The following is a 12,221-nucleotide window of genomic DNA, read 5'->3' as shown; positions in this document are numbered from 1 at the left end:
CCTGTCCTCCGTTTCGTCAGCCCATGGCGCGACGGCAGGCCGCCACGAAGTCGTCGGTGGTCGGTATGGCCAACTGCTCCAGATCCGCGCTCTGCGGCAGCGGAATGTCCTTGCCGCAGACCCTGGTCACCGGTGCCGCCAGGTACTCGATCGCGGCCTCGGCCACCAAGGCGGCAACCTCGTTGGCGGCTCCCCCGGCCGCGGGTGCCTCGCTACCGACGACCAGCCGTCCAGTACGGCGGACCGAGGCCAGGATCGTCTCGGTGTCCAGCGGGCGAACACCCCGCGGATCGATCACTTCCACCTCCACGCCCTCTGCCGCCAACTGCTCGGCGGCGGCCGTCGCCCGGTGCACCATGGAGGTCCACGCCACGACCGTGACGTCGCGGCCCGGGCGTACGGTGTTGGCCACCCCGATCGGCACCAGGTGCTCGCCGTCCGGCACCTCGCCCTTCAGGCCGTACAGCCCCTTGTGTTCGAGGAAGACGACGGGGTTGTCGGATCGGATCGCGCTCTTCAACAGGCCAAGGGCGTCGGCCGGGGTCGCCGGCGTCACCACGTGCAGGCCGGCGGCGGACAGCAGCAGACCTTCCGGGCACTGGGAATGCTCGGGCCCAGCGCCGTTGGCCGCGCCTTCCGGTGCCCGGATGACAAGCGGCACGGTGAACAGGCCGCCGTGCATGTACCGCCACTTGGCCGCCTTGTTGTACACCTCGTCCATCGCGACCTCGATGAAGTCCGCGTACTGAAGTTCGACCACCGGCCGGGTGCCGGTGAGTGCCGCTCCGACGCCACCACCGACGAGGAAGTTCTCCGAGATGGGCGTGTCGAAGACCCGGTGCTTGCCGTACTTGGCCTGGAGTCCCTTGGTGACGCCGAAGACGCCGCCGAAGGCTCCGACATCCTGGCCCATCACGAAGACCGCGTCGTCGCGCTCCAGTTCCTCGTCGATGGCCCGGCGGATGGCCTTCGCGTAGCTCATGATCGGCATTTATCAAGCTCCGTTCAGGCGTACACGTGCTGGAGGATGCGGGAGGGGCCGGGCTTCTCGCCGCAGAGCGCGACCGTGGCGGCTTCCTCGATCTCGGCCGCAACCTCGTCGTGCGTGGCCTGCAGCCACTCCCTGGTCGCATCACCGGCCTGGAGCATCCGTTCGGGGTACGTCGTCAGCGGGTCGCGCGCCTGCCAGGCGGCGAGTTCCTCCGCCGTGCGGTAGTTCGTCGGATCCCCCTCGTAGTGACCACGGAAGCGGTAGGTCATCGCTTCGATGAGGGTCGGGCCGGCACCGGCCCGGGCCCGGTCGACCGCGGCGGCGACGGCGGTGTAGACGGCGTCGGGGTCCATGCCGTCGACGACCTCGCCCGGCATGCCGTAGGCGGCGGCACGGTCGGCGACCTGCGGCACGCTGAGCGCCTCGGCGGCGGGAACGGAGACGGCGTAGCCGTTGTTCTCGCACAGCCAGATCACCGGCAGTTTCCACAGCGCCGCCGCGTTGGCGGCCTCGTGGAAGGTGCCCCGGTTGGCGGCCCCGTCACCGAAGAAGCAGAGGACGACCTGGTCGGTGTTCCGGTGTCGGATACTGAGGCCGGCGCCGGCGGCGATGGGAAAGGAACCGCCAAGGGTGCCGCTCTGGCCGAGCACTCCCACCTCGGGCCAGGCGATGTGCACGATTCCTGCGCCCAGACCGCCTGTGGTGCCCTGCGTGGTACCGAGGAAGTCGCCGAAGAGGCGGTCGATCGGTACTCCTTTGGTGATGGCATGCCCCATGCCGCGGTGGTCGTAGAGCAGGTAGTCGTCCTGGCGGAGGACCGCGGTCGCACCGACCGCTGTCGCCTCCTGACCGCGACCGGCGTGGTAGAAGCCGGAGGTACGGCCCTCCTCGATGAAGCGCAACAGCCGGCCCTCCCAGAGGGCGACGCGCAGTATCTCCCGGTACAGCCGGCGACGCACATCACGCGTGACCATCGTGTCCTCCCTGTCGGCGGACCGTGCCGACCGACTGGTCGGTCGGTTTGCTGTTTCGTCGCACAGTAGGGATGGCCTGCCGGAGGTGTCAAGGGTTCTGCAGTCGCACCGCGCTACCATGGCACGACCTGCGGGTACTCGGCTCAGAACCAGCGGCGGGTCGACACACCCGACCAGTCGGTCTAGCCTGAGAGCCAGAGATCGAAGTCGGTAGGAGTGGCTGGTGAAGAGATCGGACAGCCGTACGCCCCCGGGCACCAGGGCGGCGTCGGCCAATCGACTGGCGCGGCGCCGCATGACCGCCGAGGAGCGCCGGCGCGAAATCCTGCACACCGCGGCCAACCTGTTCGACGACCGCGGTTATGCCAGCACGACCATGGACGACATCGCGGAGGTCGTCGGCGTGGCGAAGGCGACGCTCTACCACTACTTCCAGAGCAAGGACGAAATCCTGCACTGGATCCACGACGAGCTGATCGAGCTGCTGGTCTCCCGTCATCAGCGGCGACTCGGCGCCGGGCTCGGGCCCGACCAACTTCTCCTGGAGGTCATGGCCGACATCCTCGAACTGATGGAGACACACCGCGGACACGTGCGGGTGTTCTTCGAACACTTCCGTGAGTTGCCGGCATCAGCTCAGGACAACATCCGGGAGAAGCGCCAGCGTTATGACGACATGGTGCTCCAGGTGTTCACCGACGGGATCGGCAGCGGGGTGTTCCGCGACGTCGACGTCCGCCTCGCCTCCTTCGCCGCCTACGGCATGTGCAACTGGGCCTACCAGTGGTACGAGCCTCGTGGTGCGCTCCGGTCGCGCGAGGTCGCGTACCAGTTCTGGAGTTACCTGGTTCGCGGCCTGGCGCCGGACCAGAAAATTCCGGATTCCGCCAACCGCCGGACGCACGTATCGAATCCGCCGGCCGTCGCCCGCCTCGACGGTGATGCCGTGCCGAATCCGGCATGACAGCCCCGCCACGGCGGCCAGTCGCGAGGCCCTCGCCGGTAGGCCGGCGAGAGCTGCTGGTGTCGGCGGAGCCGGTCAGTGCGGTGGCGACCGCTGGTTGACCGACACCGGCAGACTGCCGGCCGGTCATCGCATCAGGTGTGCGGTCGCGGCATCGTCGGCTGTCCGCACGCCGACCAGCCGCAGCGCGAACTCGCCGTACTGGTAGACGACCTGGTCCTCGGTCAGACCCCCACCCTCGCGGTACCACACGGAGGTGCCCATGCCGAGGTCCAGGATCGAGTAGGAGGCGAGCTTCGCCGACGACACCCGGAAGTGACCTGAACCGCGGCCCTCCTCGATGAGGTCGCGGAATGCGCGCTCGTACCGGGCCCGCTGATCAACCACGCCTTGGCGGTTGCGCTCGTCGAGGCTGGAGATCTCGCGGGTCCCGACGAACGCCTCCAGCCGGTGCCGGACGTGGAAGCGGACGTGGGACTCGGTGGCGCGACGCAGCCGCTCGGTCACGTCCGCACAGTCGGCTACCGCGGCGTGATGGTTGGCCAGGAGACGATCCATCGTCGCGGTCATGATTCCAGCCAAGATCTCCTGCTTGGAACCGACGTGCTTGTACAGGCTGGGGCCCCGGATGCCGACGGCGTCGCCGATGTCGGCCATCGTGGTGGCGCGGTAACCGCGCTCGGCGAACAGGCGAAGGGCGGCCTCGAAGATCTGCGCGTCCCGCGTGCCCGCCATGCGGTCAACCTCCCTTAGGAATCGAGCGGCTAATGCTGATTATGGGATACAGGACACTACCTGAGCATGTCTCTTGACCACCAACCGAGGTCCTTGCTATCAAGAAGGCTAATCATCATTAGCCACCCGCGCTCCACGGGATCCGCCGCGACGTCAGGAGCCCCCCTTGGCCATCACGCTGAACCACGAGCCCCACGTCGAGGAGTTGGCTCGACGGACCGCCACATTCGTCCGCGAGGTGGTGGTGCCGGAAGAGGAGCACCACGCCGACGCCCTCGCCGCCGACGGCGAGCGGTTGCGACTCCAGCTACAGGAGGCGGCCCGCCAGGCAGGGGTGTTCGCACCGCACGTACCCGCGCGGTACGGCGGTCACGGGCTCGACATGCGCAGCCGGGCCGTGGTCTTCGAGGAGGCCGGCTGGTCGTTGTACGGGCCCCTGGCGCTCAACATCGCCGCCCCCGACGAGGCCAACATGCACCTGCTCGACGCGATCGCCACCGTCGACCAGAAGGAGCGCTACCTCCGGCCGCTGGCGGCCGGCCAGGTGAGATCCTGTTTCGCCATGACCGAGCCGAGCCCGGGTGCCGGCTCGGACCCGTCGGCTCTCGCCACCAGGGCGACCAAGGTCTCCGGCGGCTGGCGGATCGACGGGCACAAGTGGTTCACGACCGGGGCCGACGGGGCGGCCTTTGCCATCTGCATGGCCCGCACCTCAGGCGAGCCGGGCGACCGCGACGGCGCCACGATGTTCCTCGTGGACGCCGACAACCCCGGCATCCGGGTCGGACGTCACCTCGACACCATCGACCAGAGCTTCGTCGGCGGCCACTGCGAGGTGGTCTTCGACGGATGTGTGGTACCCGACGAGGCCGTGCTGGGCGAGGTAGGTGCGGGCTACCGCTACGCGCAGGTACGCCTGGGTCCCGGCCGGCTGTCCCACTGCATGCGCTGGCTCGGTATCGCCCGACGAGCCCACAGCATCGCACTGGGGTACGCGGCACACCGGCGCCTCTTCGGATCCCGGCTGGGCGATCTCGGCATGGCACAGGGGATGATCGCCGACTCGGAGATCGACATCAGCGCCGCCCGCGCACTCATCATGCAGGGCTGTTGGGATCTGGACACCAACGGGCCATGGAAGCAGTCGACCTCGATCGCCAAGACCTTCACGGCGGAAGCGGTGTGGCGGGTGGTGGACCGATCGATGCAGATCTGCGGCGGGCTCGGCATGTCCGGAGATGTCCCGCTCAGCCGTTTCCTCCGTGAGGTACGGCCGTTCCGGATCTACGACGGCCCCTCGGAGGTACACCGATGGTCGATCGCACTCTCGGCACTACGCCGGGCCAACTCGGACGGAGCGACCCCGGCGTGAGCAGCCAACCCAGAGGCCTCCCGCTGGAGGCATTGCAGCGGTACTTCACCGAGCACGTTCCCGAGGTGCGTGGCCCGGTCGAGGCCGAAATCCTGCACGGCGGCCGGTCCAATCTCACCTACCTGCTGACCGACGGGTACGCCCGGTGGGTGCTGCGTCGGCCTCCCCTCGGTGGACTCACACCGTCCGCGCACGACATGAGCCGCGAATACCGGGTCGTAGCCGCCCTGCACGGTACCGGCGTCCCCGTCGCCAGACCGGTGACGTTGTGCGAGGACGTCTCGGTCATCGGCGTGCCGTTCTCCGTCGTGGAGCACGTCGCGGGCCAGGTACTGCGGAGCCGGACGGATCTCAGCCGGCACGACGACGGTGATGTCGAACGATGCGCGTTCACGCTGATCGACGGCTTGGCACGGCTTCACGACCTGCCCTACCGGGACATCGGGTTGGCCGACTTCGGGCGCCCGCAAGGGTATCTGCGCCGGCAGGTGGACCGCTGGTACAGCCAGTGGCAGCGGGTGACCACCCGCGAGCTGACCGACATCGAGAAGCTGCGTGGCCAGCTCGCCGAGGATGGGCAGGCCGAAAGCGGCGCCTCGGTCGTCCACGGTGACTACCGCATCGACAACACAATCCTCGACGAGCAGGACATCGCGACGGTCAGAGCGGTCGTGGACTGGGAGATGGCAACCCTCGGTGACCCCCTGGCGGACCTCGGGTTACACCTGGTCTACCGGGATCCGGCGTTCGAGCCGGTGCTCGTGGGCTCGGCGGCCAGCGTGAGCGAGCGGATGCCGTCAGTGCAGAGTCTGGCCGAACGGTACGCCCGCGCTTCCGGTCGTGACCTGGGGCGGCTCGAGTACTACCTCGCCCTCGGCTATTTCAAAATCGCCGTCATCGCCGAGGGCATCCACGCCCGATACCGCCACGGGCTCACGGTCGGAGACGGTTTCGAGACCGTGGGAGCAGCCGTACCCGAGCTGGTGGCCGGTGGTCTGCGTGCGCTGCAGGTCGGGAGGCCATCGTGACACCGACACCGCCGTCCCGTCCGGTGGCGCTGGTCACCGGTGCCACCGGTGGCATCGGACGCGCCATCTGCCAGCGCCTGGCCCACACGGGGCACGACCTGACGATCTGCGCCCGCAACGCCGAACGCCTGGCAGAAGTCGCCGACGCGCTGCGTTGCCATGACGTCCAGGTGCGGGTCGAGTCAGCCGACATGGCGGTGGAGGCCGACGTACTGCGCGTCGCCCACGCGCACGTGGCGGCCTACCACCGGCTGGACGCGTTGGTCCTGGCGGCTGGCGTCGGCACGGCTGGTCCGATCGAGACGGTCGGCCTGCGCCGCTTCGACAAGCAGATCGCGGTCAACGTACGGGCCCCCTACACCCTGGTCCACGAGCTCATGCCGCTCATGCGCGCCACTGCTGCCCAGGACGCGAGGAACGGCGCCAAGATCATTGCGATCTCGTCCATCACCGGTGTGTACGCCGAGCCCGGCCTGGCCGCTTACGGAGCATCCAAAGCGGCACTCGGCGCGTTGTGCCGGTCGATCAATGTAGAAGCCTCTGACGCCGGAGTGACGGCCACCGCAGTCAGCCCGGGTTACGTCGACACGGACATGAGCGCCTGGGTCCACAACCGGATCCCGCCAGAGAAGATGATCACGGCAGGTGACGTGGCCGAACTGGTGATGAGCCTGACTCGTCTGTCCGCGCAGACCGTGGTGCCGGAGCTGGTCATCACCCGAGCCGGTGATCAACTGCACCGCGCCTAACTTGATCTTCAACCTGTGCGGCGTGGCCGGGGGTTGGTCAGTGTCCACATCCCGGGGGAACCTCAGCTCACTCCACTAAACTTCCTGGGGAAGTAGCTGAAGAAGGGCGGCGAGCCCGACCGACTCCTGGTTACCGGAGGCCCGCCGCTCCGCTGATCAGGAGCGGCGGGCACCGGTGTCATCCCGTGGTGCAGGACCTGATCTGAGGTCGGGCCCAGCTGTTGCCGTTCATCATGGTGGTGAAGCCGAACGTGTTTCCGCTGCCGTTTGACCGGACGGTCATGATGTTTCCGCTGGTGTCCCAGCTGAAGCTGCCGCTCCAGGTGGTCGAGACCTTCTGCGGCGCGGTGATGGCCACCACCACCGTCCAGGTGCTGGCCCCGCTGACCGTCACCGACGTGTTGTAGCGGTCGCCCCATACCGTGCCGGGCGTCATCGACGCGGTGCAACTGCCGCCGGTCGGGGGCGGAGTCGTGGGCGGCGGAGTCGTGGGCGGCGGAGTCGTGGGCGGCGGGGTGGTGGGCGGCGGGGTGGTGGGGCCGTCCGCGAGGGTTGGCGTCTGCCAGTCTCGCCACTGAGCCAGGTTGCCGGCCGCCTTGCTGGCGATTCGCATGGTGCCCGCGGAGCTGCCCGTCTTCAGCAGAAACTTCTGGATGTGCTGCTGCAACGGGGTCCGCCATTCGGACCGGTTGGCGCAGTGACTGCCGTCCTGCACGTCCGACCAGTAAGTGATGTTGTCGCCCGCGCCGAGAGCCTTGTAGACCTCAGCGCCGCCCAGTGCCGCGACGCTGGCGGAGCGTGGCCCGAGGTTGGCGATGTGTGGGTTGTCCATGATGAACAGACCCCGTGGGGCGATCATCGCGACGATCTCGTGGGTGTCCACCGGCAGGTTGTTCGGGTTACCCGTGAAGGAGCCGAACGCATCGCCGAGCCACGGCTGCTCGCCGTAGGCGCTGCTCAGGCTCTGGGCACCCTCGCCGGGAATGCCGCGGAAGATGGGGACACCGGCGCTGCCGGACTCGATCGGCATGGTCAACGCGATGCGCTGGTCCAGCGCGCCGACCGCGAATGCGCCCTTACCGAATCGGGAACACCCGGTGACGCCGATGTCGGTCCGCAGGATGTTGCCGCCGGAGGACTCGATGACGTCGATGATCCGGCTCACCCCCCACGACCAGGCGGCCAGCAACCCGGTGCTGCTCGTGTTGCCGTAGATGCCGTAGAACGCGCCCTGCTTGTTGCTGCGCGGCGTACCCTCCCGACCAACGACGTAGGGGTCGTAGTTGATGACGGCTGCGCCCGCGGATCGAATGGCGGCCGTGTCCGCGCCGAAGCCACCCAACACCACCACGGCCGGGAAGGGACCGTTACCACTGGGCAACTGGACGCTCGCCGAGAAGCTGGAACTCCTACCGTTGTGCGACACGTTGACCGTGATGTTGCTGCTCGACACCGTCCCCGTGACGCTCGCCGGCTTCGCCGGCTTGTCACCGTAGACATAGCGTTCGACCAATTCCTTGATCTGCGCCCGCTGGCATCGCCAGTCCGCCCTGCTGGAGATACGCGAGCCGTCCAGCCTGCGGAACGGGTCGGGAAGCCGGGAGTTCGCGGTCAACGAGCCGGGCAACGACACCGAACAGTCGACGCCCTCGTCCTCCACGGCGGAAGCTGCCGCCAGAGCGGCAGTGCTGGTGTTGGCTACTCCGATAGCCGATCCACCGACGGCCAGCGCCCCGACCGCTAATGCGGCGAGCACCGAGCGAAATCTGGAACGGGCTGAGCGGATGTGCATGGCCGGTCCTCCCTGAGGTGGTAGGTGGCTGCGCCACCTGTGTGCAGCGACTCAGCGGGCGGTCCGGCCACCAGCCCACATAGCCATGTTTCAATATGTTTGCCAACATAGCCTGACCGTCATCTGCTCACAACCCCATCGGGCCAGCGCCGAACAACGGGCAGCCGCACGAAAACAACACGCGCCGTCCGATGAGAATCGTCGCCGGGCGGGGTCAGACTGGCCATCATGCAGGCAGCAAGCGCGGCACGACAAGAAAAACGTTTGCCGCCGTGGTGCCACCAACGCCGCGATCATCCGATCTTGGTTATCAGATTGCCACCGTTATGAGTCGATGTCAGTGCGGCAGGCTCGGGCTCACCGGGCGAGTAGCTCTCGCCGAATCCACATCGACGGTTGCCGTGCGACCTGGTTGGGCCCCGGTGACCTGCCGGGCCCACCCCGCGCGTCAACCGGAGTCCTCAGCGAGGATGTGACCTCGTGGACCGTCGCTGTTGACGCGCTTAAGGAGGACCATTACCAGGCACCGGCTACGGTGCGAGACCACGCGCCGCGGGGCGCGACCGCAGGAGTGTGACCCACGGTGACAGGTGGCCTCGCTTGCTCCGAGGATTGGCGGACACGGCCATTTCTCCCGATGAGACGGGTTGGTGTGGCTCAAGCGGCGTGGGGATCGACGGTAGCGGTAACGGCGCCGTCGAGGTTGGCGAGGCGGCTGGCGGCGTCGCCGTCGAGGCGGCCGAGGATAACGATGCCGGGGCAGTACGACTGATCGCCGTAGTAGAGGACGAGGTCGTTGCCGGGTGCGTCAGTACCCGTTGATGGTGATCTGAATCTTCATCTCTTCACCCCGAGGCGCGGTCGTCTCGCTCGGCCGTACCGTGGCCGGGTCGATAATGCCGGGCGGTGTTGCGGACGTTGCGCCGCCAGTGTCGCCGGACTTACCGATGCCACCGCAACCGGCGAGGCTCAGGCCCAGGACCGCCGACAAAGCGGCGCGGACGGTCGCGCGCGAGACTGGCATGGTGTCCTCCGGTGCCGGGTTGGGCATTTGTCAGAATGTGAGCAGGACCTTGGTGGCGGTGCGCTGGTCCATCGCCTGGTAGCCCTCTGCGGCCCGGTCGAGCGGCAGGGTACGGTCGAAGACCTTGCCGGGGTCGATCTTCCGGTCCCAGATGAGCTGGATCAGCTCGGGTAGGAATCGCCGGACCGGGGCGGGGCCGCCGTGGATGTGGACGCCCGCCATGAACAGTTCGTCGCCGGGAATCGCGACGTCGTGGGACACCCCCACGAAGCCGACGTGGCCGCCGGGGCGGGTGGAGTGAATGGCCTGCATCATGGCTTCCTGGGTGCCGACGGCCTCGATGACGCTGTGGGCGCCCAGGCCGCCGGTCAGCTCCTTGACCTTTTTGACGCCGGCGTCGCCGCGTTCGGTGATGATGTCGGTGGCGCCGAATTCTCGGGCGAGAGCTTGCCGATCGTTGTGGCGGCTGAAGGCGATAACGCGTTCGGCGCCAAGCTGCCGGGCGGCCAGGACGCCGTGCAGGCCGACTGCGCCGTCGCCGACGACCGCAACCGTCTTGCCGGGGCCGGCTTCGGCGGCGACGGCCGCGAACCAGCCGGTGCCGAGTACGTCGGAGGCCGCCATCAGCGACGGAATGAGGTCGGGGTCGGGCTGGCCGGGGGTCGCCACGAGGGTCCCGTCGGCGAGCGGGATGCGGGCCAGCTCGGACTGGGTGCCGATGGTGCCCATCAGGACGCGGTGCACGCAGTACGCCTGGTAGCCGGCCTGGCAGATGTCGCAGGTGTTGTCGGACGCCCAGAAGGAGCCGACGACGAAGTCGCCGACCTTGACGGTGCGCACGGCGGACCCGATCTCCTGGATGACACCGATGTACTCGTGGCCCATCACCTGGTGCTCGACCTGCTCGGCACCGCGGTACGGCCACAGGTCGCTGCCGCAGATGCAGGTCGCGGCCAGCCGGATGATCGCGTCGGTCGGCTCGATGATCATCGGGTCCGGGCGCTCCTCGACGCGCACGTCCCCGGGCTTGTACATGACAACCTGACGCATGGTGGTGTGCTCCGTTCGCTTCGATTCCGACGCCCTCGGGACAACAACTGCACCCAGTCAAACTGCTCGCCCGAGGCGGGAGAAGTCCCTGTGGATGGGTGTACTGAGAGGGAACCCCTCAGCGGTGTCGTGCGGCCTACGCTCGATACATGGACAACCGTTCGGAGGTGCGCGACTTCCTGACCAGCCGCCGGGCCCGGCTGACGCCGGAGCAGGTCGGCCTGCCACCGACCCGTAGTCGACGTGTCCCCGGCCTGCGGCGCAGTGAGGTCGCTGCCATGGCCGGGGTCAGCGTCGAGTACTACGCCCGGCTCGAACGCGGCCAGATCGCCGGCGCGTCGTCCGGCGTGTTGGAGGCCTTGGCCCGAGCGCTGCACCTCGACGAGACCGAGCGTGCACACCTGTATGACCTGGCCCGCGCCGCCGACGGCATTCCGGCCTCGGGGCGGCCCAGGCGCCGCACCGCCACGAAGGCCGTCGAACGCCTCAGCTTGCGGTGGGCGTTGGAGGCGATCACCGACGGCGTCGCGTTCGTACGGGATCCGCAGCAGAACCTGCTCGCCACCAACACGCTCGGCCGCGCGTTCTACGCACCTGTCATCGGCGACGGCGGCCGTCTGCCGAACCTGGCCCGGTTCCAGTTCCTCGACTCGGCGTCACGCGACTTCTACCCCGACTGGCACCGCTTCGCCGAAATGTGCGTCGGCGTCATGCGCGCCGAGGCGGGCCGCGACCCACACGATCGCGGTCTGCAGGACCTCGTCGGCGAGCTGTCCACCCGCAGCGAGGACTTCCGCCGGCTCTGGGCCGACCACAACGTACGCACCCACGGCACCGGCACCAAGCGGTTCCATCACCCCTTTGTCGGCGATCTCACGCTCGCCTACGAGGAACTCGCGATCACCGCCGAACCAGGCCTGGTGCTGCTCGTATACACGGCCGAGCCCGGTTCGCCGTCAGCCGAACGACTTCGCTTGCTCGCCTCTTGGGCGGCCACCACCACCGCAGCAGTCCGCGACACCGAAGGAATCTGATGCAGATCACCCGCAGCTCCATCGCCACCGCCAAGGGACCCCGCGACTGGTTCACCGGCGACGTCTACATCGACGCCGTCGCCGCCGCGCCCCCGCCGTCGCGGGTCACCGCGAACCTGGTCCACTTCATGCCCGGCGCCCGAACCCACTGGCACCGCCACCCCCTGAGCCAGACCGTCTTCGTCACCGAAGGCGTCGGCCTGTGCCAGCGCCGCGGCGGGCCCGTCGAAGTCATCCGCCCCGGCGACCGCGTCCTGTTCGAAGCCAACGAGGAACACTGGCACGGTGCCGCACCCGACCGCCTCATGGTCCACCTCGCCATCAACGAGGCCGACGACCACCACGACGTCGTCCACTGGCTCGAACCCGTCAGCGACGGCGAGTACGCAGCAGCCCCCGCCATCGGGTAGGAACCGCTGAGGCATTACCGGAAAGGGCAGGCCGGCTGAGTCACCTCCCCCACGAGACCGTCCTCGGAAGCGAGCGGGCCTACCAGCACGGCCCGGCG

12 protein-coding genes are annotated in these 12,221 nt (G+C 68.3%); 6 read left to right on the top strand and 6 right to left on the bottom strand.

Annotation, left to right across the window (positions count from 1 at the left end; genetic code table 11):
• Nucleotides 1-16 precede the first annotated feature (16 nt).
• Complete coding sequence (locus tag O7597_RS23225) at nucleotides 17-991, bottom strand: alpha-ketoacid dehydrogenase subunit beta (protein WP_281580690.1); 975 nt, start codon at nucleotides 989-991, stop codon at nucleotides 17-19.
• A gap of 14 nt (nucleotides 992-1,005) precedes the next feature.
• Nucleotides 1,006-1,965: a thiamine pyrophosphate-dependent dehydrogenase E1 component subunit alpha gene (locus tag O7597_RS23220; RefSeq protein ID WP_281580689.1), complete on the bottom strand. Its 960-nt coding sequence runs from the start codon at nucleotides 1,963-1,965 to the stop codon at nucleotides 1,006-1,008.
• Nucleotides 1,966-2,188: 223 nt separating this feature from the next.
• Here O7597_RS23220 and O7597_RS23215 point away from each other — a divergent pair, with 223 nt between their 5' ends.
• A complete protein-coding gene (locus O7597_RS23215; RefSeq protein WP_281580688.1) occupies nucleotides 2,189-2,929 on the top strand; it encodes a TetR/AcrR family transcriptional regulator in 741 nt (246 codons plus the stop codon).
• A 126-nt stretch (nucleotides 2,930-3,055) separates the two neighbouring features.
• Here the strand turns inward: O7597_RS23215 and O7597_RS23210 are convergent, their stop codons facing one another.
• Entirely contained in the window at nucleotides 3,056-3,664 is a 609-nt protein-coding gene (locus tag O7597_RS23210) for a TetR/AcrR family transcriptional regulator (RefSeq protein WP_281580687.1), read from the bottom strand.
• 166 nt (nucleotides 3,665-3,830) lie between these two features.
• Between O7597_RS23210 and O7597_RS23205 the strand changes: the two genes are divergently transcribed.
• The 3 genes from O7597_RS23205 to O7597_RS23195 are packed head-to-tail and all read left to right on the top strand — an operon-like array spanning nucleotide 3,831 to nucleotide 6,813.
• Nucleotides 3,831-5,036, top strand: coding sequence for an acyl-CoA dehydrogenase family protein (locus O7597_RS23205; RefSeq protein WP_281580686.1), 1,206 nt, complete (start codon nucleotides 3,831-3,833; stop codon nucleotides 5,034-5,036).
• The gene (locus tag O7597_RS23200; protein ID WP_281580685.1) at nucleotides 5,033-6,064 is read left to right on the top strand and encodes a phosphotransferase family protein; all 1,032 of its coding nucleotides are present in this window, start codon (nucleotides 5,033-5,035) and stop codon (nucleotides 6,062-6,064) included. Before O7597_RS23205 ends, O7597_RS23200 begins: the two co-directional genes overlap by 4 nt.
• 23 nt (nucleotides 6,065-6,087) lie before the next feature.
• Nucleotides 6,088-6,813 (top strand): SDR family oxidoreductase, encoded by a 726-nt coding sequence (locus tag O7597_RS23195; RefSeq protein ID WP_281580684.1) that lies wholly within the window; start codon nucleotides 6,088-6,090, stop codon nucleotides 6,811-6,813.
• A gap of 178 nt (nucleotides 6,814-6,991) precedes the next feature.
• Here O7597_RS23195 and O7597_RS23190 read toward each other — a convergent pair whose 3' ends face one another.
• From O7597_RS23190 to O7597_RS23180, 3 genes are all read right to left on the bottom strand, one after another.
• A complete protein-coding gene (locus tag O7597_RS23190; protein WP_281580683.1) occupies nucleotides 6,992-8,605 on the bottom strand; it encodes a cellulose-binding protein in 1,614 nt (537 codons plus the stop codon).
• Nucleotides 8,606-9,413: 808 nt separating this feature from the next.
• On the bottom strand, nucleotides 9,414-9,656 hold the full coding sequence (locus tag O7597_RS23185; RefSeq protein WP_281580682.1) for a hypothetical protein: 243 nt from the start codon (nucleotides 9,654-9,656) through the stop codon (nucleotides 9,414-9,416).
• Between the two features lie 3 nt (nucleotides 9,657-9,659).
• Nucleotides 9,660-10,679: a zinc-dependent alcohol dehydrogenase family protein gene (locus tag O7597_RS23180; protein ID WP_281580681.1), complete on the bottom strand. Its 1,020-nt coding sequence runs from the start codon at nucleotides 10,677-10,679 to the stop codon at nucleotides 9,660-9,662.
• Between the two features lie 149 nt (nucleotides 10,680-10,828).
• Here O7597_RS23180 and O7597_RS23175 point away from each other — a divergent pair, with 149 nt between their 5' ends.
• Complete coding sequence (locus O7597_RS23175; RefSeq protein WP_281580680.1) at nucleotides 10,829-11,713, top strand: helix-turn-helix transcriptional regulator; 885 nt, start codon at nucleotides 10,829-10,831, stop codon at nucleotides 11,711-11,713.
• Entirely contained in the window at nucleotides 11,713-12,123 is a 411-nt protein-coding gene (locus O7597_RS23170; RefSeq protein ID WP_269740856.1) for a cupin domain-containing protein, read from the top strand. Before O7597_RS23175 ends, O7597_RS23170 begins: the two co-directional genes overlap by 1 nt.
• Nucleotides 12,124-12,221 lie beyond the last annotated feature (98 nt).

It is taken from the genome of Verrucosispora sp. WMMC514 (genome assembly GCF_027497295.1).
Lineage (GTDB): Bacteria > Actinomycetota > Actinomycetes > Mycobacteriales > Micromonosporaceae > Micromonospora > Micromonospora palythoicola.
Note: the sequence above shows the minus strand (reverse complement) of the source record. Positions and strands in the feature narration are given on the sequence as shown.

Excerpts from the sequence above, each read along its gene's own strand:
- O7597_RS23225 (WP_281580690.1), bottom strand. The coding sequence starts at position 991 with ATGCCGATCATGAGCTACGCGAAGGCCATCCGCCGGGCCATCGACGAG.
- O7597_RS23220 (WP_281580689.1), bottom strand. The coding sequence starts at position 1,965 with ATGGTCACGCGTGATGTGCGTCGCCGGCTGTACCGGGAGATACTGCGC.
- O7597_RS23210 (WP_281580687.1), bottom strand. The coding sequence starts at position 3,664 with ATGGCGGGCACGCGGGACGCGCAGATCTTCGAGGCCGCCCTTCGCCTG.
- O7597_RS23190 (WP_281580683.1), bottom strand. The coding sequence starts at position 8,605 with ATGCACATCCGCTCAGCCCGTTCCAGATTTCGCTCGGTGCTCGCCGCA.
- O7597_RS23185 (WP_281580682.1), bottom strand. The coding sequence starts at position 9,656 with ATGCCCAACCCGGCACCGGAGGACACCATGCCAGTCTCGCGCGCGACC.
- O7597_RS23180 (WP_281580681.1), bottom strand. The coding sequence starts at position 10,679 with ATGCGTCAGGTTGTCATGTACAAGCCCGGGGACGTGCGCGTCGAGGAG.
- O7597_RS23175 (WP_281580680.1), top strand. The coding sequence starts at position 10,829 with ATGGACAACCGTTCGGAGGTGCGCGACTTCCTGACCAGCCGCCGGGCC.
- O7597_RS23170 (WP_269740856.1), top strand. The coding sequence starts at position 11,713 with ATGCAGATCACCCGCAGCTCCATCGCCACCGCCAAGGGACCCCGCGAC.